Annotated in this window: 23 protein-coding genes and 1 tRNA gene; 7 read left to right on the top strand and 17 right to left on the bottom strand. The window is 72.6% G+C overall.

Annotated features, from left to right (window positions below; translation table 11 throughout):
- Positions 1-21 precede the first annotated feature (21 nt).
- The 3 genes from O7634_RS14425 (at position 22) to O7634_RS14415 (ending at position 1,973) form a co-directional block, all read left to right on the top strand.
- The gene (locus O7634_RS14425; protein ID WP_278150636.1) at positions 22-213 is read left to right on the top strand and encodes a hypothetical protein; all 192 of its coding nucleotides are present in this window, start codon (positions 22-24) and stop codon (positions 211-213) included.
- A gap of 324 nt (positions 214-537) precedes the next feature.
- Positions 538-1,467 (top strand): ribonuclease Z, encoded by a 930-nt coding sequence (locus tag O7634_RS14420; protein ID WP_278150635.1) that lies wholly within the window; start codon positions 538-540, stop codon positions 1,465-1,467.
- Entirely contained in the window at positions 1,464-1,973 is a 510-nt protein-coding gene (locus O7634_RS14415; protein ID WP_278150634.1) for a GNAT family N-acetyltransferase, read from the top strand. Before O7634_RS14420 ends, O7634_RS14415 begins: the two co-directional genes overlap by 4 nt.
- Before the next feature lie 165 nt (positions 1,974-2,138).
- Here the strand turns inward: O7634_RS14415 and O7634_RS14410 are convergent, their stop codons facing one another.
- Positions 2,139-3,509 carry a cystathionine beta-synthase gene (locus tag O7634_RS14410; protein ID WP_278150633.1) on the bottom strand — a complete coding sequence of 457 codons (1,371 nt, stop codon included), beginning with the start codon at positions 3,507-3,509 and terminating at the stop codon, positions 2,139-2,141.
- Between the two features lie 72 nt (positions 3,510-3,581).
- Positions 3,582-3,938, bottom strand: coding sequence for a YkvA family protein (locus O7634_RS14405; protein WP_278150632.1), 357 nt, complete (start codon positions 3,936-3,938; stop codon positions 3,582-3,584).
- Between the two features lie 150 nt (positions 3,939-4,088).
- On the opposite strand from O7634_RS14405, the gene O7634_RS14400 reads away from it, so the two are divergent.
- The 3 genes from O7634_RS14400 (at position 4,089) to O7634_RS14390 (ending at position 7,291) form a co-directional block, all read left to right on the top strand.
- On the top strand, positions 4,089-5,141 hold the full coding sequence (locus O7634_RS14400) for an SGNH/GDSL hydrolase family protein (protein ID WP_278150631.1): 1,053 nt from the start codon (positions 4,089-4,091) through the stop codon (positions 5,139-5,141).
- Complete coding sequence (locus O7634_RS14395) at positions 5,138-5,950, top strand: SGNH/GDSL hydrolase family protein (RefSeq protein ID WP_278150630.1); 813 nt, start codon at positions 5,138-5,140, stop codon at positions 5,948-5,950. The genes O7634_RS14400 and O7634_RS14395 overlap by 4 nt, the downstream gene beginning before the upstream one ends.
- A gap of 78 nt (positions 5,951-6,028) precedes the next feature.
- Positions 6,029-7,291 carry an acetyl-CoA C-acetyltransferase gene (locus O7634_RS14390; RefSeq protein ID WP_278150629.1) on the top strand — a complete coding sequence of 421 codons (1,263 nt, stop codon included), beginning with the start codon at positions 6,029-6,031 and terminating at the stop codon, positions 7,289-7,291.
- A 7-nt stretch (positions 7,292-7,298) separates the two neighbouring features.
- Here the strand turns inward: O7634_RS14390 and O7634_RS14385 are convergent, their stop codons facing one another.
- The 4 genes from O7634_RS14385 to O7634_RS14370 form a co-directional block, all read right to left on the bottom strand.
- Positions 7,299-7,619, bottom strand: a complete 321-nt coding sequence (locus O7634_RS14385; protein WP_278150628.1) for a hypothetical protein — start codon at positions 7,617-7,619, stop codon at positions 7,299-7,301.
- A 46-nt stretch (positions 7,620-7,665) separates the two neighbouring features.
- On the bottom strand, positions 7,666-8,424 hold the full coding sequence (locus tag O7634_RS14380; protein ID WP_278150627.1) for a Bax inhibitor-1/YccA family protein: 759 nt from the start codon (positions 8,422-8,424) through the stop codon (positions 7,666-7,668).
- A 127-nt stretch (positions 8,425-8,551) separates the two neighbouring features.
- Entirely contained in the window at positions 8,552-9,367 is an 816-nt protein-coding gene (locus tag O7634_RS14375) for a Bax inhibitor-1/YccA family protein (protein WP_278150626.1), read from the bottom strand.
- A gap of 108 nt (positions 9,368-9,475) precedes the next feature.
- A tRNA-Leu gene (locus tag O7634_RS14370) sits at positions 9,476-9,556 on the bottom strand.
- Positions 9,557-9,658: 102 nt separating this feature from the next.
- On the opposite strand from O7634_RS14370, the gene O7634_RS14365 reads away from it, so the two are divergent.
- Positions 9,659-11,518: a hypothetical protein gene (locus tag O7634_RS14365; protein WP_278150625.1), complete on the top strand. Its 1,860-nt coding sequence runs from the start codon at positions 9,659-9,661 to the stop codon at positions 11,516-11,518.
- A gap of 98 nt (positions 11,519-11,616) precedes the next feature.
- On the opposite strand, the gene O7634_RS14360 is transcribed toward O7634_RS14365, so the two are convergent.
- The 11 genes from O7634_RS14360 to O7634_RS14310 all read right to left on the bottom strand — a co-directional run bounded on the left by O7634_RS14360 (position 11,617) and on the right by O7634_RS14310 (position 21,178).
- Positions 11,617-12,948, bottom strand: a complete 1,332-nt coding sequence (locus O7634_RS14360; RefSeq protein ID WP_278150624.1) for an NAD(P)/FAD-dependent oxidoreductase — start codon at positions 12,946-12,948, stop codon at positions 11,617-11,619.
- 102 nt (positions 12,949-13,050) lie between these two features.
- Positions 13,051-13,614 (bottom strand): hypothetical protein, encoded by a 564-nt coding sequence (locus tag O7634_RS14355; protein ID WP_278150623.1) that lies wholly within the window; start codon positions 13,612-13,614, stop codon positions 13,051-13,053.
- A gap of 22 nt (positions 13,615-13,636) precedes the next feature.
- A complete protein-coding gene (locus O7634_RS14350; RefSeq protein ID WP_278150622.1) occupies positions 13,637-15,079 on the bottom strand; it encodes a DUF58 domain-containing protein in 1,443 nt (480 codons plus the stop codon).
- Positions 15,079-16,086: a MoxR family ATPase gene (locus O7634_RS14345; RefSeq protein WP_278150621.1), complete on the bottom strand. Its 1,008-nt coding sequence runs from the start codon at positions 16,084-16,086 to the stop codon at positions 15,079-15,081. Before O7634_RS14345 ends, O7634_RS14350 begins: the two co-directional genes overlap by 1 nt.
- Entirely contained in the window at positions 16,086-16,646 is a 561-nt protein-coding gene (locus tag O7634_RS14340; RefSeq protein WP_278153973.1) for a hypothetical protein, read from the bottom strand. Before O7634_RS14340 ends, O7634_RS14345 begins: the two co-directional genes overlap by 1 nt.
- Before the next feature lie 16 nt (positions 16,647-16,662).
- Positions 16,663-17,454: a DUF4129 domain-containing protein gene (locus O7634_RS14335; RefSeq protein WP_278150620.1), complete on the bottom strand. Its 792-nt coding sequence runs from the start codon at positions 17,452-17,454 to the stop codon at positions 16,663-16,665.
- Between the two features lie 22 nt (positions 17,455-17,476).
- A complete protein-coding gene (locus O7634_RS14330) occupies positions 17,477-18,190 on the bottom strand; it encodes a uracil-DNA glycosylase (RefSeq protein WP_278153972.1) in 714 nt (237 codons plus the stop codon).
- A gap of 19 nt (positions 18,191-18,209) precedes the next feature.
- Positions 18,210-18,896, bottom strand: a complete 687-nt coding sequence (locus O7634_RS14325; protein WP_278150619.1) for a dienelactone hydrolase family protein — start codon at positions 18,894-18,896, stop codon at positions 18,210-18,212.
- 200 nt (positions 18,897-19,096) lie between these two features.
- The gene (locus tag O7634_RS14320) at positions 19,097-19,699 is read right to left on the bottom strand and encodes a hypothetical protein (protein WP_278150618.1); all 603 of its coding nucleotides are present in this window, start codon (positions 19,697-19,699) and stop codon (positions 19,097-19,099) included.
- A 130-nt stretch (positions 19,700-19,829) separates the two neighbouring features.
- Positions 19,830-20,849: a hypothetical protein gene (locus O7634_RS14315; protein WP_278150617.1), complete on the bottom strand. Its 1,020-nt coding sequence runs from the start codon at positions 20,847-20,849 to the stop codon at positions 19,830-19,832.
- Positions 20,846-21,178 (bottom strand): PadR family transcriptional regulator, encoded by a 333-nt coding sequence (locus tag O7634_RS14310; protein ID WP_278150616.1) that lies wholly within the window; start codon positions 21,176-21,178, stop codon positions 20,846-20,848. Before O7634_RS14310 ends, O7634_RS14315 begins: the two co-directional genes overlap by 4 nt.
- Positions 21,179-21,365: the final 187 nt, after the last annotated feature.

The following is a 21,365-nucleotide window of genomic DNA, read 5'->3' as shown; positions in this document are numbered from 1 at the left end:
ACCACGAGGTGGAACGGCGAGGTGGCCGCCCCGCCCCGCGACGTCGACCTGCCCACCGCCCTCCGGCTGGACTTCGCGGCGGGGCCGGTGTGGTTCGTCGCCGGCACCCCACGCTTCCCGGAGGCGGACGCCCTCATCCCCGGCGACGACATCATTGTCGTCTTCACCGCCGCGAAGATGCGGGACCTGGGATACCCCGACCCGCTCCGGTGACCACGCATTCCCATCCGACCCTGTGATCGAAATCCGTTGCCGAGGGCGGCGGGAAGTGGATAGCGTGACCGTACACGTGAAAGGAGGTGGTCCAGACTTGTATAGCAATCGGACTCGTGAGGTGGCTGTCCGCTAGCCGCTGTCCTCGACAGTGATCGGTCCGCCGACAGGCGGGCACCAGCACCATCGTCGAGACCGTGTGGCAGCGGTGCGGCGAATACCAGACAGCCACCCGACCCCCGGGGTGCCGGCCAAGTCCAGCCGGCCCGCGCGCGAGCGCGGAGCGCCCCGGGGGTCGCCTTATCCGCGGAAGAGGGCGCGCCGATGTCGATGCGCGAGCTGGTGGTGCTGGGCACGGCCAGCCAGGCCCCGACCCGCCAGCGCAACCACAACGGGTACGTGCTGCGCTGGGACGACGAGGTGATCCTCTTCGACCCGGGCGAGGGCAGCCAACGCCAACTCCTGCACACCACTGTCACCGCCACCGACCTGACCCGGATCTGCGTCACCCACTTCCACGGCGACCACTGCCTCGGCCTGCCCGGCACCATCCAGCGGCTCTCCCTGGACCGGGTGGCGCACCCGGTCGCCGTGCACTTCCCCGCCGGTGGCGCCGAATACTTCGCCCGGCTCCGCTACGCCACATCGTTCTACGAGACCGCCGAGCTGCGGGTCGAGCCGATCGAGACCGACGGCCAGCGCATCGGGTTGAGGTGCGGCACGCTGGAGGCGCGCCGGCTCCGGCACCCCATCGAGACGTACGGCTACCGGCTGGTCGAGCCGGACGGCCACCGCATGCTGCCGGAGCGGCTGGCCGCGTACGGCATCACCGGCCCGGCCGTCGGCGAGCTGGTCCGCGTCGGGCACCTGGACCTCGACGGACGCCGCGTCACCAGGGCCGAGGTGAGCGTCCCCCGGCCGGGGCAGCGGTTCGCCTTCGTGATGGACACCGGCCTCTGCGACGGCGTGTACGCCCTCGCCGAGCACGCCGACCTGCTGGTCATCGAGTCGACGTTCCTGGAGTCGGAGGCCGCGCTGGCCGCCGAGGTCGGCCACCTGACCGCGGCGCAGGCCGCGCGGGTGGCGACCGAGTCCGGGGTACGCCGACTCGTGCTCACCCACTTCTCGCAGCGCTATCCCGACCCGCGCCGCTTCCACGACGAGGCACGTGCGCACTTCGACGGGGAGCTGATCATCGCCGAGGACCTGACGACGGTCCAGCTCCCACCGCGCCGGGTAGCCTCGGCCGGGTGACCATCACGCTCCGCCCCGCGACCGGTGCCGACCTGATGGCGGTCGGCGCACTGCACCAGCGCTCCCGGGTCGCCGCGTACTCCTCGTTCCTGCCGGCGCAGTCGCTGGCGGACCCGACGCCGGAGGCGATGGGGCGGTACTGGGTCGAACGGTGGGCCTGGGAGCGGGACACCCACCGGATGACGGTGGCGGAACGCGCCGGGAGGCTGGCCGGGTTCAGCTACCTGGGCCCGGACGACGAGGGTGACCCGGACACCGGGCTGCTCAACGCGATCCACCTGGAGCCGGCCGAGCAGGGCCGGGGCGTGGGCCGGGCGCTGATGGTGGACGTCCTGGACGCCATGCGGGCACGGGCGTGGCGTCGCGCGGTGCTCTGGGTCCTCCGCGACAACGCCCACGCCCGCGCCTTCTACGAGCGCGGCGGCTGGACGTCGACGGGCATCGAACGCGAGGAGCACATCGGCACCGCCCTAACCCCCCAGATCCGCTACACCCGCCCTCTCTAACCCCCACCCACCCCGTCCCGTCCCCGCGCGCCCCCTTCCCCGCCGATCTTGCAGTTCCTGTCGGGACTTTTGGTCACAAAAGCCGCGTATCGTCAACAGCAACCGCAAGATCGGCGCGGGGAAGGAGAGGGCGAGGGGGCGAGGGGGCGAGGGGCGCGAGGGGGGTTAGTGGGCGCCCAGGTGGGAGAGGAGGTCCTGGCGGGTGAGGACGCCTCTGGGCTTGCCGTCGACGAGGACCAGCGCGGCGTCGGACTTCTCCAACATGGTGACCGCCTCGCTGACCGGCTGACCGCCGCCGATCATCGGCAGCGGGTCGCCCATGTGCCGCTCGATGGTGTCGTGCAGGTGGGCCTGACCGGTGAACAGGGCGTCCAGCAGGTCCCGCTCGGCGATCGAGCCGGCGACCTCACCGGTCACCACCGGCGGCTCGGCCTTGAGCACCGGCAGCTGCGAGACCCCGTACTCGCGCATGTAGTCGATCGCGTCGCGGACCGTCTCGGTCGGGTGCACGTGCACCAGCTCGGGCAGCCCGCCCGGCTTGCTGGCCAGCGCGTCGGCCACCGTCGGCTCGGCGCCGGAGTTGTCCAGGAAGCCGTACCGGGCCATCCACGAGTCGTTGAAGATCTTCGAGAGGTAGCCCCGACCACCGTCCGGCAGCAGCACCACGACCACGTCGTCCGGGGCGGCCCGGCGGGCGACCTCCAGCGCGGCGACCACCGCCATGCCGCAGGAGCCGCCGACCAGCAGCCCCTCCTCGCGGGCCAGCCGACGCGTCATCTCGAACGACGCCTTGTCGGAGACCTCGACGATCTCGTCGGCGACACCCCTGTCGTACGTCTCCGGCCAGAAGTCCTCGCCGACGCCCTCCACCAGGTAGGGCCGGCCGGTGCCGCCGGAGTAGACCGAGCCCTCCGGGTCCGCTCCGATGATCCGGACCCGCCCCTCGGACGCCTCCTTCAGGTACCGCCCGATGCCGGAGATGGTGCCGCCGGTGCCGACGCCGGCCACGAAGTGCGTGAGCCCGCCGTCGGTCTGCTTCCACAGCTCCGGGCCGGTGGTCTCGTAGTGCGAGCGCGGGTTCGCCGGGTTGCTGTACTGGTTGGGCTTCCACGCGCCGGGGATCTCCCGGGTCAGCCGGTCCGAGACGTTGTAGTAGGAGCGCGGGTCCTCCGGCGCGACGGCGGTCGGGCAGACCACCACCTCGGCGCCGTACGCCCGGAGCACGTCCTGCTTGTCCTGGCTGACCTTGTCCGGGCAGACGAAGACGCACCGGTAGCCCTTGAGCTGGGCCACCAGGGCCAGCCCGACGCCGGTGTTGCCGCTGGTCGGCTCGACGATCGTGCCGCCGGGCTTGAGCAAACCGGCGGCCTCGGCGTCCTCCACCATCCGCAGCGCGATCCGGTCCTTCACCGAGCCGCCCGGGTTGACGTACTCGACCTTGGCGAGCACTGTCGCCTGGATGCCCTCGGTGACGTTACGCAGACGCACCAGTGGGGTGTTGCCAATCATGTCGACGACGTTGTCGTAGTACTGCACTGTGTGCCCTTCGTTGCGGCGCCGGCGGTGGCGGCCGGGCAGACGTATCCTCGCCGCCCAGCGTACGTGCCGTCAGGGCACCAGCCCGCCCGGGATGACCGAGCGGCGACGGGATTCCCATTCGAGGAAGCGATCGGTCTCGGCGAGCACGCTGCCGGCCAACCAGGTGACCATCACCGCGTCGTCCGCCAGTCCGAAGATCGCCAGTGGGATCTCCGGGAGCAGATCGATCGGCGAGACGATGTACGCCGTCGCCGCCGTCATCAGCGCCAGCCGGAGGCCGCCGTCGTACTCCCCCTTGGCGGTGGCCCTGATCATTCGGGGCAGCGCGGCCAGGCGGGTGCCCATCGACGGCCCGTTACGCGCCCCGGCCGCCAGCGCCCGCGCCAGGGCCGTGAACGCCGCGCTGCGCTTCAGTGTCTTACCCATCGTCGCGCTCCTCTCCGCCGGATCATCGTGGCGGGTCGACGCAAGCCGGCCGGCCTTCCCCGCAGAAGTACCCCGCCGCGTCGGTTTCCAGGCACCCGGGTGCCGTCACGACGACAGCGGCATGTCAGGCCCGCGCGATAATCTCGCGGTATGGGGGTGGCACGTTCGGTCGTACCCGGTGGTGAGCGCTGGCGGCAGGCCCGGCGGCTCGCGCGGCTGGCCGCGATCGGGACGGTCGCCACCGCGGCGGCCGGAATGGCGACCGGCGGGGTGCTGCTCGGCCAGGCCCGCCAGGCCCGGCGCACCATCCCGATGGCCGAGGCGCCACCGCCGCGCTGCGACGGGACGTACGGCGCGAAGTTCCCCGGTCCGGCGCTGACCATGGTCGTGCTCGGTGACTCGTCGGCCGCCGGCTACGGGGTGCACCGCGGCCGCGAGACGCCCGGGGCGCTGCTCGCCACGGGCCTGTCCCGCCGACTGCACCGCCCGGTGCGGTTGCACCGCTTCGCCGTGGTCGGCGCCATCTCGGCCGCGCTCCGGCACCAGGTGGAGGCGGCGCTGGAGTGCCGGCCCGACCTCGCGGTCATCCTCATCGGTGGCAACGACATCACCAACCGCACCCCGCGCGGGCTGGCCGTCCGCTATCTGGTCGAGGCGGTGCGCACCCTGCGCGAGGCGGGCTGCGAGGTCGTCGTCGGCACCTGCCCCGACCTGGGCGCGATCCGCCCGATCCAGCCACCGCTGCGCTGGCTGGCGCACCGCTGGAGCCGTCAGCTCGCCGCGGCCCAGACGGTGGCGGTGGTCGAGGCGGGCGGCTGGACGGTTTCCCTCGGTGACCTGCTCGGCCCCCGGTTCACGGCGGAGCCGACCCGGATGTTCGCCTGGGACCGGTTCCATCCCTCCGCCGAGGGATACGCGATGGCCGCCGCAGCGCTCCTGCCGACGATGCTCTCCGCCCTCGGCGCGACGCAGGAACGGCGGGTCACACCGACGCGGGGAGAAGGCGTACGGTCGCTGCCGGAGGCCGCGCAGGAGGCCGCTCGGCACGCCGGCACGGAGGTCAGTGGCGCCCAGGTCCGGGGGCGCGACCGGGGGCCGGCCGGTCGGTGGGCGCAGTTGCGTCGCCGGGCGTTCTTCGGTGTCGGCGCTGTGCCGCAGCACGGGTCGGCGTCGGGCACCTCGACAGTGGAGGGTTTGGCATGAACGAGCGCAGCGCGCGGGGCGTGACCTCCGGCCGCACCGGCCGACTGGGGCGGGCGGCGGCGTTCTCGCTGCTCGCCGGCACCGTCGGGAGCGCCGCAGTGCTCGCCGGTGAGGCGTTCGTCGCCCGACACCGGCGTTACGCGCAACCGGAGCTGGGCCTGGCGCTGCGCGCCACGATCGGCCGGACGGGCGCCGCGCCGCTGCGGCTGGTGCTGCTGGGCGACTCGTCCGCGCTGGGCGTGGGGGTCGACCGCCTGGAGGACACCATCGGTGGGCAGTTGGCCCACCTGCTCGCCGAGGGCCCGACCGGCCGTCGGGTGCATCTGTCCAGCGTCGGCGTCTCCGGGTCCCGCTCGACCGACCTGGCCACCCAGGTGGCCCGGGCCCTGCTCGGCGAGCGGCCGGACGTGGCGCTGATCCTGATCGGCGCCAACGACGCCACCGGGCTGCGCCGGCCCGCCGACGCGGCGGCCTATCTCGCCGCCGCGGTGCACCGGCTGCGCGAGGCGCGCGTCGAGGTGGTGGTGGGCACCTGTCCCGACCTCGGCGCGGTGCGGGCCATCGCGCCCCCGCTGCGGCAGGTGATCGGCTGGACCGGCCGGCGGATGGCCCGCGCCCAGACCACCGCCGTGCTGGAGGCGGGCGGTTCGGTCGTCGACCTGGCCGTCGAGACCGGTCCGGTGTTCCGCGCCGACGCGGGGACGCTCTGCGCGGACGGCTTCCACCCGTCCGCCGACGGTTACCGGGTCTGGGCGCACGCGCTGCTGCCGGCCGTCGTCGCCGCGGCGGCGGCCACCACCCGGCGCTAGATCGTCCCTGGCCGGGGTGACATTTCCCGCCGCGCCGGCTCCTTCCGCGCCAAGTTACCGGCGGGTTAACGTTGGCCCATGCCGATTGAGTCGTCCCGCGACGCTGTCATCGTCGCCACCGCCCGTTCCCCCATCGGCCGTGCGCACAAGGGCTCCCTGCGCGAGGTCCGCCCCGATGATCTCGCCGCGACCATCGTCCGGGCCGCGCTGGACAAGGTCCCGCAGCTCGACCCGGCCACCATCGACGACCTCTACCTCGGTTGCGGCCTGCCCGGCGGCGAGCAGGGCTTCAACATGGCCCGGGTGGTGTCCACACTCCTCGGTCTGGACACTGTGCCCGGTGCCACGCTGACCCGCTACTGCGCCTCGTCGTTGCAGACCACCAGGATGGCCATGCACGCCATCCGGGCCGGCGAGGGCGACGTGTTCGTCTCCGCCGGGGTCGAGATGGTCTCCCGCTACGCCCGGGGCAGCTCCGACGGGTTGCCGCCCGAGGCACAGGCGCTGGTCGGAGGCGCTTGGGAGAACCCGCGCTTCGCCACGGCCAGGGAACGCTCGAAGCTCCGCGCGCAGGGCGGCGCCGAGGTGTGGACGGACCCCCGTGCCGCCGGCGAGCTGCCCGACATCTACCTGACCATGGGGCAGACCGCGGAGAACCTGGCCCAGGTGTACGACGTCACCCGCGCCGACATGGACGAGTTCGGCGTACGCAGCCAGAACCTCGCCGAGAAGGCCATCGCGGACGGTTTCTGGGCCCGGGAGATCACCCCGGTCACCACGCCGGACGGCACTGTGGTGAGCACCGACGACGGGCCACGGGCCGGCGTCACGCTGGACGCGGTCGCCGGCCTGAAGCCGGTGTTCCGACCGGACGGCCGGATCACCGCCGGCAACTGCTGCCCCCTGAACGACGGCGCCGCCGCCGTCGTGGTGATGAGCGCCCAGCGGGCCGAGGAGCTGGGCCTGACCCCGCTGGCCCGGATCGTGTCGACCGGGGTGACCGCCCTGTCGCCGGAGATCATGGGCCTCGGGCCGGTCGAGGCGTCCCGGCAGGCGCTGCGGCGGGCCGGCATGACCATCGACGACGTCGACCTCGTCGAGATCAACGAGGCGTTCGCCGCCCAGGTCATCCCCTCCTACCGGCAGTTGGGCATCCCGGAGGAGAAGCTGAACGTGATGGGCGGCGCGATCGCCGTCGGTCACCCGTTCGGCATGAGCGGCGCCCGGATCACCGGCACCCTGCTCAACGCCCTGCAGTGGCACGACAAGACCATCGGCCTGGAGACGATGTGCGTCGGCGGTGGCCAGGGCATGGCCATGGTGCTCGAACGGCTGAGCTGAGCGGGCCTCAGAGCGCGCTGCGGGTCGCCGCCACCTCGGCGGCGGCCCGCGCCACCGCGTCCGGCCCGGGATCGGCGGCGAGCAGGTCCGCCGTCACCACCCGTAACTGGTCGGGCAGGGCCAGGTCGTTGTCGAGCCGGGGCACGACCCGCCGCGGCTCCCCCTCGGCGTCGGCGGCCAGGTTGGCGATCTCCTGCACCAGCCGGTGCACCAGGTCGGCGCGGGACACGTTGCCGGCGCTCGCGACCGCCGCCCACCTCGGCTGCTGCCAGTGCACGACCTGACCGACCAGCAACCGCACGGCCCGGTCCAACTCCGCTGCGCTCATCGCCGCCGAGTCTACGGCCGCCACCGGACGGGCCGGTCCGGGCCGGTCACCGACGCAGGTAGCTGAGCAGCCGCAGTAGCTGCCAGTACAGGAAGACCAACCCGGTGAGTAGGCCGAAAGCGCTCAGCCACGCGTACCGGCGGGGTCGACCGTCGCGCACCGACCGCTCGACGAGGTCGAAGTCGAGGATGAAGCTGAACGCCCCGGCGATGATCGCCAGCACCGAGAAGGCGTACGGCAGCCAGCCCACCTCGCCGCTGACGCTGTAGACCGCCAGACCCGGCCGCCCGGTGATCAGGTACGACACCAGGTTGACAACGGTGAGCACGGCGATGCCGAGCAGCGTGCCGATCACCAGCCGCGCCAACCGGGGCGTCGCCCGGATCACCCGGGCCCGGTAGAGCGCCGCCATGCCGAGGAAGACGCCGAACGTGCCGGCCACCGCCTGCACCACGATGCCCGGGTAGACCTGCTCGAAGGTGCGGCTGGCGACCCCCAGCAGCAGCCCCTGGAGAACCGCGTAACCGACGATCGGCACCGGGTTGGTGATCCTCCGCAGCGAGATGACCAGGACCAGGGCGATCGAGGCGAGCGCGCTGCCGGCCAGCGCGGCGCCCAACCACACCGCGTCCGGGACCACCGCCCAGGACACCGCCGCGGCGGCGCCCGTGACGAGCAGCAACCCGACGGTACGCACCACCACGTCGTCGACGGTCATCGGCTCGACGTCTCGGGAGCCGAGCACCCGGGCCTCCACCCGGCCGGTCTCGTCCAGCCGTCTGAGCACCGGGTTCTCGCTGCGCACCGCCGCCTCCTCCGCCCGCGTACCCCTCGGAGTCACTCTCCCCCGGGCGGCCCGGCGGCGGCGGGAAAACGACGGCGCCCGCCCCCACCGGAATGGGAGCGGGCGCCGGTCGGCAGCGCGGACGAGGTCAGTCGTCGCCCTGGAAGTAGCTCAGCAGGCGCAGGATCTCGATGTAGAGCCAGACCAGGCTGACCAGGATGCCGAACGCGGCCACCCAGGAGTAGCGCTGCGGCAGGCCCATCCGGACGCCGTCCTCGATCTCCTTGAAGCTGAGCACGAAGCTCAGCGAGGCGACCACGATGCAGACCAGGCTGAAGCCGATGGCCAGCGGGCTGCCGTCGCGCAGGCCGGTGTTGACGCCGAACAGCGCCAGCACCAGGTTGATCAGCATGACCGCGAAGAGACCGGCCATGACCGCGATCATGCCCTTGACGAACGCCGGGGTGGCCCGGATGACCTTCGCCTTGTAGAGCATCGCCATCAGGAAGAAGATGCCGAAGCTGGCCGTGGCGGCCTGGAGCACGATGCCGTCGTAGAAGGTCTCGAACGCCTTGCTGACCATGCCGACGAAGACGCCCTCGACGACCGCGTACGCGATGACGAGCGCCGGGTTGGCCATCCGGGAGAACGAGATGATCAGGCCGAGGACCAGCCCGACCACCGCCGCGCCGATCCAGGCGGTGCCGACCAGCGAGTCGGGCACGAGCACCCAGGCGGCCGCGGCGGTGATGCCGAGGATGCCGAGGAGGGCGACCGTCTTGACGACCACGTCGTCGACGGTCATGGGCGCCACGGTGGGCGGCGCTGCCGGGTAACCGGCCTGGGACGGGTACTGCTGGGGAATGCCGGGCTGTCCGTACGGCCCGGTCGGGGCGTACCCGGCGGAGCGCTCCCGCTCGGCCGCCTGGCCGAGCCGGGCGAGCACCGGGTTCGAGGTCTTCACTGTCTGGCCTCCCTCAGGGGGTCGTGTGCACGTGAACGTGCCCTCCAAGAGTAAACGGCGCAGCCAAGTCCTGGTGATCACGAACGAGAATGCGTGGAGGCCGAACGGTGCCCGGGGCGGGGGTCGAACCCGCACGCCTTGCGGCAGCCGCTTTTAAGGCGGCCGTGTCTGCCGTTCCACCACCCGGGCGGGTGGCACCGGCGCGCCGACACGCACCGTGCAAGTGTCACCGTAGCCGGTCTGTGGCGACCCGGCGTACCCCGGCGGACCTGTCGCACTAGGGTCGATGCCGTGAGCAGCGCAGCCCCCACGGCCTCCGACGCCGCCCGCGAGCAGGGCTTTCGCCTCGCCGGGCGGGATCACCGCCGACCACGGGCCGCCCGACTGCTGTCCGCCGTGCACCGACACCGGGCAGACCTGCTCGTCGCTCTGGTGTGGGCGGTGCTGGCCGGCTGGCTCACCCACGGGCTGTGGCCCGACCCGGGCAGCCGCACCCTGGCGCTCAACCCCGAGGACCAGACCCTGTACGAGTGGTTCCTGGCCGTGGACGCCCGGGCGCTGCTGGGCGACTTCGACCTGCTCACCGACCTGCTCAACGCCCCCGACGGCGTCAACCTCATGACGAACACGACGGTGATCGCGCTCGGCGTCGCCTTCTCGCCGGTCACGCTGCTGCTGGGCGCGCCGGTCACGTTCGCGCTGCTCGCGGCGGGCAACCTCGCCGGCACCGCCCTCGCCTGGTACCTGCTGTTCCACCGGACGCTGCGCACCCGCCGGGTCGCCGCCGCGCTCGGCGGAGGACTGTGCGGCTTCGGCCCGGGCATGGTCTCGCAGACGAACAGCCACCTGCACATGACCGCCCAGTGGTTGGTGCCGGTGATCGTCTGGCTGGTCGTGCGCCTGCTGCGGGCGTCCGACCCCGGTCCCCCGACCCGCGACGAGACCGGCCGGACCCGCACCGCCGGCCCGGATCGGCGGCGGGTGGTGACCTCCGCGGCCGGGCTGGCCGCCGCCGTCACCGCGCAGGTGTTCATCGGCGAGGAGGTGCTCTTCCTCGCGGCTGTCACCCTGCTGGTGATGGCGATCAGCTACGCCGTGGCCGACCGGGAGCTGGCCCGCCGCGCGCTGCCCACCTTCGCCGCCGGCCTCGCCGTCGCCGCCGGGCTCGCGCTGCTGGTGCTCGCTTACCCGCTGTGGTTCCAGTTCGCCGGGCCGCAGGGCGTCGCCGACGGGATGTTCACGCCGGCCTACTTCTCCGCCGACCTGAGCAGTTGGTGGGCGATCTCCCCGCTGTCGGTGGTCGGCAGCGACGAGTCCGCCCGGCTGACCACCGGCCCGGCCGAGTACAACACCTTCCTCGGTTGGCCACTGTTGCTGGTCGCCGTGGCCTGCGCGATCTGGGTCGGGCGACGCCGGCTGGTCTTCGCCTGCGTCGTCGCGGGCCTGGTGATGGGCGCGCTGTCACTCGGCCCGGAGGTGGTGCTCGGCGGCACCAGGACCGCCATTCCCGGCCCGTACGCGCTGATCGGCGAGCTGCCGGTGGTGGACGGCGCGTTGCCGATGCGGTTCGCGCTGGCGCTGCTGCCGATCGTCGCGACGCTACTGGTCCTGGCGGTCGACCGGGCGCTGGGCAGCACCGGGCGGGCGCGGCGGCTGGTGCCGGTCGCCGTCGCTGTGGCACTGCTGCCGATCTTCCCGGCTCCGCTGCCGACCGCCGGCCGACCGGCGGTGCCGGAGTTCGTCACCGGCGGCCACTGGCGGCAGTGCGTACGCCCCGGCGGGGTGCTGGTTCCGGTGCCGCTGCCCACCCCGAAGGAGCCCTGGCCGATGCGCTGGGCGACCGCCGCCAACGCCGGCTTCGGCCTGCCCGAGGGGTTCTTCATCGGCCCGTACGGGCGGGGCGGCACCGCCGCGATGGGCACCTTCAAGCAGCCCACCTCGGCGCTGCTGGCGGACGTCGCCCGGCGCGGTGACCAGCCGGCCATCGGTGACGAACAGCGTCGGCAGGCGGCCCGGGACGCGGACTTCTGGGGCGCGTCCTGCGTGGCGTTGACCGACGACGCCCCGCACGCCGACAGCCTGCGCCGGACCCTGGAACAGCTCTACGGCCCCGCGACCCGCATCGCCGACGCCTGGACCTGGCGGGTCTAGGAAAAAAACCCCGCCGATCTTGCACGTTCTGCGGGGACGAAACGCGCCACAGGGGGCGTTTCGCCCGCAGTTAGTGCAAGATCGGCGGGGTGGGGGGCTCAGACCCGGGGGGCGCCGACCGGCTGGGACGCCTCGGAGAACTCCTCGCGCGGGTCGTGCAGCTGACCGAGGGCGACGACCTCGCGCTTGAGGACGAACGCCAGCGTCCAGTCCACCACCACGCGAACCTTGCGGTTGAACGACGGAATCCGGCTCATGTGGTACGTCCGGTGCATCACCCAGGCCGGCCAGCCGGTCATCTTGATGCCGTACACCTGGGCCACGCCCTTGTGCAGGCCGAGGCTGGCGACGCTGCCCACGTGCTTGTGCTTGTAGTTGACCGGCTCACGGCCCCGGATCACGGCGGCGATGTTGTCGGCCATCCGGGCCGCCTGGCGCACCGCGTGCTGTGCGCTCGGCGAGCAGAAGTTGCCCGGCTCCTTGGTCAGGTCGGGCACGGCGGCGCAGTCACCAGCGCTCCACGCGCCCTCGACCACCCGGTCGCCGTCGACCACCTGGAGGGTGGGCAGGCAGGTGACCCGCCGGCGCTCGTCGCGCGGAAGGTCGGTCGCGTCGAGCATCGGCGACGGCTTCACGCCCGCCGTCCAGACGATCGTGTCGGACCGGAAGCTGTCGCCGTCGGAGAGCTTCACCACACCGTCGACGCAGGACTCCAGCCGGGTGTCCAGCCGGATGTCCATGTTCCGCTTCATCAACTGCTGGACGGTGTACGCGCCCATGTCCCGGTCGACCTCGGGCAGCACCCGCTGGGTCGCCTCGACCAGCACCCAGCGGACCTCGTCCTGGTTGAGCTCCGGGTAGTAGCGCAGGGCGTCGCGAGCCATGTCCTCCATCTCGGCGAGCGCCTCGATGCCGGCGTAACCACCGCCGACGAAGGTGAAGGTCAACGCCGAGCGGCGGACGTCCGGGTCCGGCGTCGCGGCGGCCACGTCGAGCCGGTCCAGCACGTGGTTACGCAGGTAGATCGCCTCGCCGATGGTCTTGAACCCGATGCCCTGCTCGTGCAGGCCGGGAATCGGCAGGGTGCGGGAGACCGAACCCGGGGCCACGATCACGTGGTCGTACGTGATCTCCCGGGCCGGGCCGCTGATCGGCTGCACGGTGGCCACCTTGCGGGCGTGCTCGATCCGCGTGACGGTGCCGGCCACCATCTTGCAGCGCTTCAACTCCCGCCGCAGCGGCACCACGGAGTGGCGCGGGGAGATGTTGCCCGCCGCCGCCTCGGGCAGGAACGGCTGGTAGGTCATGTGGGGTTGGGGGTCCACCACCATGACCTCAGCCTCACGGGAGCTGAGCTTCTTCGACAGGCGCAGGGCCGCGTACAGACCGACGTGCCCGGCACCCACCACAAGGATCCGCTTCGGATTCACGTCGTCTATCTTTCCCCGGCATGCTCAGCTAATCCCGCTCGCGCCCCCCATCTGTGACGGAGCACAACCGCTGTGACCTGCGTAACCCTCTCGCACCAGTGGTCACCGGCGGCGCAGCAGCCAACCCAGCAACGCCGCGGTCCCCACCGCCACCAGCAGCCCCAGCACCGTCACCCACTGGTAACCCGTGTCCCCACCCGTGCCCGAAACCTGCAACAACAGCACCCCGAGCACGGCGCTGCCCAGCAGGACGGCAGCCGACCGCGCCAACCAGCGGGTGATCAGGTCGGGGTCCACCACCGCGTCGTACGGAAGCAACGCGGCGAGCGCACAGAGCGTGTGGCCTAGATAGAGCAGGGTGGCGACGGCGAGCAGTCGCCACAGGGCGACCGGACGACCGTACCCGTCGGTGGCGAGCAACCAGCCGCCGACAGTGACGAACGCCGTGAAGGTCGCCCAGAGCCGCCGCGGACCGAACGCGGGCAACAGCGCCGCCACCGCCAGGAACAGGACGGGCCGCCCGGGTAACACCTCGGCGGGAAAGGCCAGGGCGAACCCGGCGAACACCACGACGAAGATCCCGACCCGCACCAGCAGCGGCGCGGCGCTGATCCGGGCCACGGCGTGCTGGGCCGCCCGCACCCGCCCGGTAACGGCGTCGATCATCTGCGCCTACCCCTGTCCACCGTCACCGGCCACCCACCCTCGGAGCCGTCGCCAGCCGGGCCACGTCCCGCAACACCTGGTCCAGGCTGCCGGCGCCGGCCCACCGCACCACGGGCACCCCGTGCTCGCGGAGCTGCCCGATCATGACGTCGCGGTCCAGCCGCCACAGCCGGTACGCCACCTCGGCCCAACCACCGTCCTTCGGCGACGCCAGATCGGTCGGCAACGTGTCCACCGCCACCACGAACCGTCCGGCGCGGGCCAGCCGGGCGAGCATCTGCGCCGACCGCTCGTCCAGCAACGGAGTCAGCACCACCACCAGCGCGTCCGAGGAGAGTAGCTGCGGGCCGAAGACCTGGTCGTACGGCTCGTGCGCGGACGCGTGCGCCCGGATGTCGAGCAACCACTCCAGCACCGTCAGGTACTGCCGTCGCCCGGCGGCCGGGCGCAGCCGGCGGGCCGCCGGCCCGTACTCCAACAGCGACACCCGGTCGCCGCGGTGCAGGTAGTGCTCGGCGATCGCCGCGGTGGCCCGGACCGTGGTGTCCAGCACCGATGCCGCGCCGTCCACCCCACCGGAGCGGCCGGCCTCGGCGAGCACGTCCAGCAGCACCACCACCTCCGCGTCCCGGTCGGAGAGGGTCGAGGCCACGTGCAACTGTCGGGCACGCAACGACACCCGCCAGTCGATCCGGCGCAGCCGGTCCCCGGGGGCGAAGACCCGTACGCCGGCCAGCTCGCCGCCCTCACCGGGCCGCCGGGAGCGGTGCGCCCCGACCAGGCCGGCGGCGCGGGGCATCGCCTCCACCGCCTCGAACGGCTCGGTTCGCGGGTACACCCGCACCCCGACCGGCTCGGTGATCACCGCGCGGGAGACCAGCAGGCCGCCCGCCGCCGCGACCCGGGCGCCGGCCGGGCCGACCGGATGCCGGCCCCAGCGTCGGGCGTTACCGGCCAGCTCCAGGTCCACGGCCGCGCCGGTCGGCACCGCCGTCACGAAGGGCCGATCGGCGGCGGACCGGCGACCACCGTTCGCCGACGTCGCCGCGCCGGTGTCGGCTGTGCCGCCCGACGCCGGATCGTCCGACCCGCTCTGCAGGGCGAAGCCGGCCCTGTCGATCCGCAGCCACTGCGACACCCGGGACCGCACCACCACCAGGTCGTAGTCGACGGTGTCCGGGTTGCCGACGGTCACCGCCGCCGTCACGTCGCCGCCCTCGACCAGCGGCCCGTCGTCACCCGCGCTGATCCACACCTGCGGCAGCGCCGTGGGCCGACGACGGAGCGCGTACGTCGTGCCCAGCGCGAACGGGGCGGCGAGCACGATCAGGTCGACCCGACCCAGCAGTACGCCCGCCACGAGCAGCAGACCGGCGAGCAGCACCGCACGGCCGAGCGCCGGGGTGGGCGCCCAGCCGGCGGCCGGCTCCGGTTCGGTGGCCGGCGGCACCGTCGGTCCCGTCATCAGCGCCGGGGCCCGCCGGCGGCGTAGCTCGGCAGCGCGCCGCTGGCTGGCGCCGGCGTACCCTCCAGCACCTCGCCCACCACGAACGCGGGGTCGACCCGGCGCAGCCACATCTCCGGCCGCAACGTGATCCGGTGGGCCAGCGCGGGCGCCGCCACCGCCTTGACGTCCTCCGGGACCACGTAGTCCCGCCCGTCGAAGACCGCCCGGACCCGGGCCAGCAGCAGCAGCGCCAGCGAGCCGCGTGGTGAGGCGCCGACCAGCACCGACGGGTGCTCCCGGGTGGCCGCGGTGAGCGCCACGATGTACCGGCCGATGGAGTCCTCCACCACCACGTCCTCGAGGGCGGCCTGCATGGCCCGCAGCGTCGCCGCGTCGACCACCGCCTTGATGTCCGCCTCCTCCCGGCGACGGCCCATCCGACGACGCAGCACCTCCCACTCCTCCTCGTGCTGGGGGTAACCGAAGGAGACCCGCAGCAGGAACCGGTCCAGCTGCGCCTCGGGCAGCGGATAGGTGCCCTCGTACTCGATGGGGTTGGCGGTGGCCAGCACGTGGAACGGCTCGTCCAGCTTGTAGGTCACACCCTCCACCGAGACCTGCTTCTCCTGCATCGCCTCCAGCAGCGCGGACTGGGTCTTCGGCGGGGTCCGGTTGATCTCGTCGGCGAGGAGCAGGTTGGTGAACACCGGGCCGGCCCGGAAGGTGAAGTCGCCGTTGCGCTGGTCGTACAGGAAGGAACCGGTGACGTCGGCGGGGAGCAGGTCGGGGGTGAACTGCAACCGGCGGAAGTCCAGCCCGAGCGCCTGGGCGAACGAGCGCGCGGTGAGCGTCTTACCGAGGCCCGGCAGGTCCTCCAGGAGCACGTGCCCGCCGGCGAGGATGCCGGCGAGGACCAGCTCCAGGGCGTCCCGCTTGCCGACCACGACGGTGCCCACCGCGTCCAGGACCGCCCGGGCCAGGTGCCCGACCTCGGCGGGGGCGATGCTCCGGTCCACGTCGTTCATCAGATCTTCTCCAGTTCGGCGACGATCACCGCGAGGTCGCGCGGCGACGGGGTGCGGCGAGGCGGGGTCTCCAGGAACGTCCACAGCCGGTCACCCAGCAGGACGCGGGCGCGGGCCGGATCGGACTCGCGGGTCACGCCGTGTTTCAGGCGCATCCGCTCGTCGGCCAGTTCACCGATCCGGGGCAGGACCGTTCCGGTGAAGCGTTCGGGTCGGGTGCTGGACCAGTCCAGTGGCCACTCCCACCGGTTGATCGCGGTGCGCAGCGCGTCCCGGGCCCCGAAGTTGTAGCTGCCGTCCTCCTCGCCGACCGGGGCGCGGCCACCCGCCGGCTGCGGGGGTGGGGGCGCGAGCAGAGCGGTGACCCGGCGTACCGCGAGCACCGCGAGCACACCGGCGACCAGCACCGGCACCGACACCTGTAGGCCCACCGCGCGGAGAACGACGAGCAGCACCGCGACCATCGCGGCGGCCCACGCGAGCAGGCGCAGCACCGGGCGCCACCGGGAGGGGCGCGGCCCCGGCCCGACCGGCGCCGCCTCCTCCTCGAACGCGAGCAGGTCGTCGATGCTCGTGCTACTGCTCACGACTCACCACCGCCGTCAGCTCGCCACGCAGCCTGCGGAGCGCGGCGCGTGCCTGGTCACGGGTCCGCTCGTCAACCGGGCGGGTGGCGTACCGGGCCTCGCGGTAGACCTCGGCGAACTCGGCGAGCACGTCGGCGCTGACGATCGCCGGCACACCGGCCGCCGGGTCGCCGCGCAGCAGCCGACTGACCAGGTCGGTGGGGGTGTCCCCGGTGAGCCGGGGAACACCGGCCGCCGCGGCGGCCTCCTCCAGGCGTACCCAGCAGGCGATCACCGCCACCCGTGGGTCGGTGTCCCGGTCGTCCAGTTCGACGAGGCCGGCGTCGAGCGCGGCGACCACCTCACGGGCGGTGCCCTCCGCGCTGCGCCTGGTCCGTTGCGCCGGCAGGGCCCGGGTGGTGCGGCGCAGCGCGCCCCGGAGCAGGACCCAGCAGAGGTAGCCGAGGGCGGCGAAGATGGCCGCCCCGAGGAGGACCATCGCCACCGTGGCGACCCACTGCGGGATGTGCGCCTGGGTCGCCTCGCCGGCGTCCCGGGGCTCCACCGGGATGGACGGCGACGGCTCGACGGTCGGGTATTCCGGAACCCAGGGGATGTTGTCGGCGGCCGGCGGGATGCGACTGGCCCCGATGGACGAGTGCGCGGACGCCAGCGCGGCACCGGCGAGCAGGACGGCCACCACGCCTACCGGCCACCACCGTCTGAGCAGACCGAACACCGAACGCAACCCATTCGGCTCGGCGGCCGGCAGCGGCGTGGGCGGGCGCGTTCCGTCTGTCATCGCCACCACCCCACGCGTCGTGTCAGTCCACTCCGGCCAGCCGTTTGGCCCGCCCGAAGATGTCGTCAAGCATTCCCGGTGTCAGCCGCCCGGTGAAGGTGTTCTGTTGGCTGACGTGGTAGCAGCCCAGCAAGTCCGGGACGCCCGTGCCGGACCAGTGTGCCCCATGACCGAACGACGGTCGCGGGCTGGGCGGGCGCTGCCCGTACACCTCGCGGAGCACCGGCCACCACGCGGCCCAGGCGAACGCGCCCAGCGCGACCACGACGCGCAGCGTGGGTCGGATCAGGGCGACCTCGCGGTGCAGCCAGGGTGCGCAGGTGTCCCGTTCCAGCGGGGTGGGCTTGTTGTCCGGCGGCGCGCACCGGACCGCCGCGAAGATCCGCAGGTCCCGAACGGTGAGCCCGTCGTCGGCGGAGACGCTTGTCGGCTGGTTGGCGAGCCCGGCCCGGTGCAGCGCGGCGAACAGGACGTCGCCCGAGCGGTCACCGGTGAAGATCCGGCCGGTGCGGTTGCCGCCGTGCGCGGCGGGCGCCAGCCCGAGGATGGCGATCCGCGCCCCCTCAGGGCCGAGACCGGGCACCGGGCGACCCCAGTATTCCTGGTCCCGGAAGGCGGCCCGGCGGGTGCGGGCCACCTCCTCCCGCCAGCTCACCAGCCGGGGGCACGCGAAACAGTCGCTGACCGCCGCGTCGACGTCGGCGAGATCGGTCGCCCGCTCCGCGCGGGCGACCACCTCCTCGGGGGTACGCGACTCAGCCAAGCTTGGCCCGGAAGAGTTCCAGGGTGCGGGCCCAGGCGCTGGCTGCGGCGCGCTGGTCGAACGCCTCCGGCCGGTCGTCGTTGAAGAAGGCGTGCGAGGTGCCCGGGTAGTCGTAGAGCTGGCAGTCGCCACCGGCCCCCTCGATCGCCCGACGCGCGGTCTGCACGCCCTCGTCGGTCGAGGTGCCGTCCTCCTCGGAGCAGTGGATCACAGCGGTCTTGCCGGCGTAGTCGGCCCAGTCGGGACGCATCGACTCCCAGGGCAGCACGGGATAGAAGCCGGCGGTGGCGACGATCCGCTCGGAGATGGTGGCCGACCAGAGCGCGAGGCTGCCACCAGCGCAGAAGCCCACGGCGCCGACCTTACCGGTGACCTCCGACCGCCCGGCGAGATAGTCGGCGGCACCGGCGATGTCCTTCGCGGCCTCGTCCATCCGCATCCCCATCAGCAGCCGCCGCGCCTCGTCCGGCTCGCTCGTCGTCTCGCCGTGGTAGAAGTCCGGCGCGAGTGCGACGAAGCCCGCCTCGGCGAAACGGTCCGCCACCGAGCGGATGTGCGGAACCAGGCCCCACCACTCCTGGATGACGATGACAGCGGGGCTGGCCGTGCCGCTGGCGGGTATCGCGAGATACCCCTCGCTCGCGCCCCCGTTGCTGCGGTAACTCACCATTTCGCCCATGGCCCGTCCTCCTAGCGGTCAGTCATCGTTGGCTGGTCGCCCAGTGGTCTTACGTGCCGGTAGCCTGCCACGGCCACCGGGCCGTCGGGAAGACGCTGGAACAGTGGCATTCACCTCCTGTTCGCCGAGCGGTGACTCCGGGTACGCCGACGGCGGCGGGTCCGTTCCCCGCCGCCGTCGGTGCCGAACCACAGTCCTGGTCAGACCTTCTTGGTCAGGCAGAGCACGTAGCCCGTCTTGCCGGGCTCGATGCTGGAGAAGATGTAGCCCTCCTCGCCCTCCTTGAAGAACTGGGTGCAGGTGGTGTCGGCCTTGGCCTGGGCCTCGCTCTGGCCGTCCACCCGACCCACCACGTTGTACGCCGCGTCGGTCGAGGTGCACTCGACGACCTTCGCGCCGTCGACCTCCTCCTGCTCGGTGCCGGTGACCTCGGGCAACTCGGCGATGCAGTCACCGGTCTTGGCGTCGGCGGTCTCGTCCTTGTTGAAGTAGTTGCCGATGGCCGAGGCGACGCCGAACTTCAGGCCGGCGATGACGACGACGGCGAGGATCGCACCGACGACGCCGAGGGCCTTCTTCGCGCCGGACTTCTCCGCCTCCGGCTTGACCTCATCCGGCTTGGCCGCATCCGGCGCGGGAGTGGTCGGCGCTGCCGCATCCGGCGCGGACGAGGTCAGCTTGGCCGCATCCGGCGCGGCTCCGTCCGACTTGGCCGGCTGGGCCGGGGTCGGCTTTGCCGTCTCGACGGCCGGCTCGGGTGCTGCGGCGTCGGGCGCGGAGGAGGGTGCGACCTGCTCTGACACGGTGGTTCCTTCCGAGGGGTTGATGAGCAGACGACACCGTAACGATCATTGATTTCCGGCGTCGTCCCGCTCGCCTCGTCCGTTCAGCTATTTCCCAGCTTCATCAGCATGATCCAGTTCACATCGCCACTCAGCTCGTCGCGGTCGGGGTGCCGCTCGGTGTCCCGGTGAGGTCCGCCGCCGGTTGGCCGGTGGCCGTTCCGCTCGGCTGCGTCGTGCCGGGAGCCTCCGGGGTGACGCTCGGGTCCGGGGTGGCGCCCTGCGGCGCGCTCGGTGGCGTGAGCGGCACCGTCGCGCCCGGGGCGCGGGGCCCGAAGGGCGCCTGCTCGGGGCAGTACGGGTACGGCCGCAGCAGCGGGTTGCCGTACTCGTCGAGCTGACTTCCGCAGTCCGGATAGCCCAGTCGGATCGGGTTGCCGTTCTGGTCGAAGAGCCGGGCGTTCTCCACCAGGCGACCCTCACGGTCGTAGACGTAGACGTCCCGGATCTGGCTGTACTGACTGTCGACCGAGGTCTGGTCGTAGTAGTAGTCGCGGTCGAGCCGGTCCTCCGCGTGCCCGAGGGCGGCGAGCGCGAACACCACCAGCACGAAGGTGCCGCCGTGCAGGGCCCACCGCGGCCAGCGGGTCAGCCCGGTGGAGCGGCGGCCGATCCAGATCGAGCCGAGCACGAACGCGACGAGCATGACCAGGCCGGCGAGCAACTCTCCACTGAACCGGGGCAGCAGACCGTAGCTCCCGTTGGTGGTCATCATCGTGATCAGCATCGCCGCCAGGTAGCCGCGTAGCACCCACCAGGCGGGCCGCAGCAACAGCAGGAACTCACTGCTCCGCTCGTACCCGAACGCCGGGCCCAGCCGGGTGTCGATCTCGCGCAGGCGGCTGCGGACCCGCACCATCGCGGTGGCGAACCGCTGGTCGAGGTTGCGTGCATCGACGCTGGCGGCACCGGCCGCGGCGCGCAGTTCGGCGGCGTACGTCTCGGGCGTGCCCAACCGCTCGACCAGGGCGCCCTCGGACTCGGCGGCGACCTCGGCGAGGTGGTCGGCGAGATCCTCGGTCAGCTCGTCGCGTTGCCCGGCCGGCAGGTCGGCCAGCGCGGCCCGGACCCGCGCCACGTAGTCGGTGATCTCCTGCCCCGTGACGGTCATGCCGCCATCCCCCGATCGTCGAGCAGACTGTCCATTGTGGTGGCGAAGGACCGCCAGAGCTTGCCGGAGCGGGTCAACTGGTCACGGCCCGCGGCGTTGAGTGAGTAGTACTTCCGGTGCGGCCCGGACTCGCTCGGCACCACGTACGTGGTGAGCAGGCCGGCGGAGAAGAGGCGGCGCAGCGTGCCGTAGACCGAGGCGTCGCCGACCTCCTCCAAGCCGGCCTCCCGGAGCCGGCGAAGGATGTCGTAGCCGTAGCCGTCCTCCTCCCGGAGGACGGCGAGGACGGCCAGATCGAGCACGCCCTTCAGCAACTGTGTGGTGTCCACGCACCGCACACTACTGTGCAATACGCAATAGCGTCAACGACTGCGCGTAGGTTCCGGGCGGGTTCGCGCGCGGGTTCCGGGCGGGTTCGCGCGCGGGTCCCGGGCGGGTTCGCGCGCGGGTTTCTGAAAACCGGGCCTTCCTGGCAGACCCGATACCGCGCCTTCAATGAAGGCGAGTCGATCATCG

It is taken from the genome of Micromonospora sp. WMMD1120, assembly GCF_029626235.1.
Taxonomy (GTDB): Bacteria; Actinomycetota; Actinomycetes; order Mycobacteriales; family Micromonosporaceae; genus Micromonospora.
This window is presented reverse-complemented; position numbering and strand designations above follow the sequence as displayed.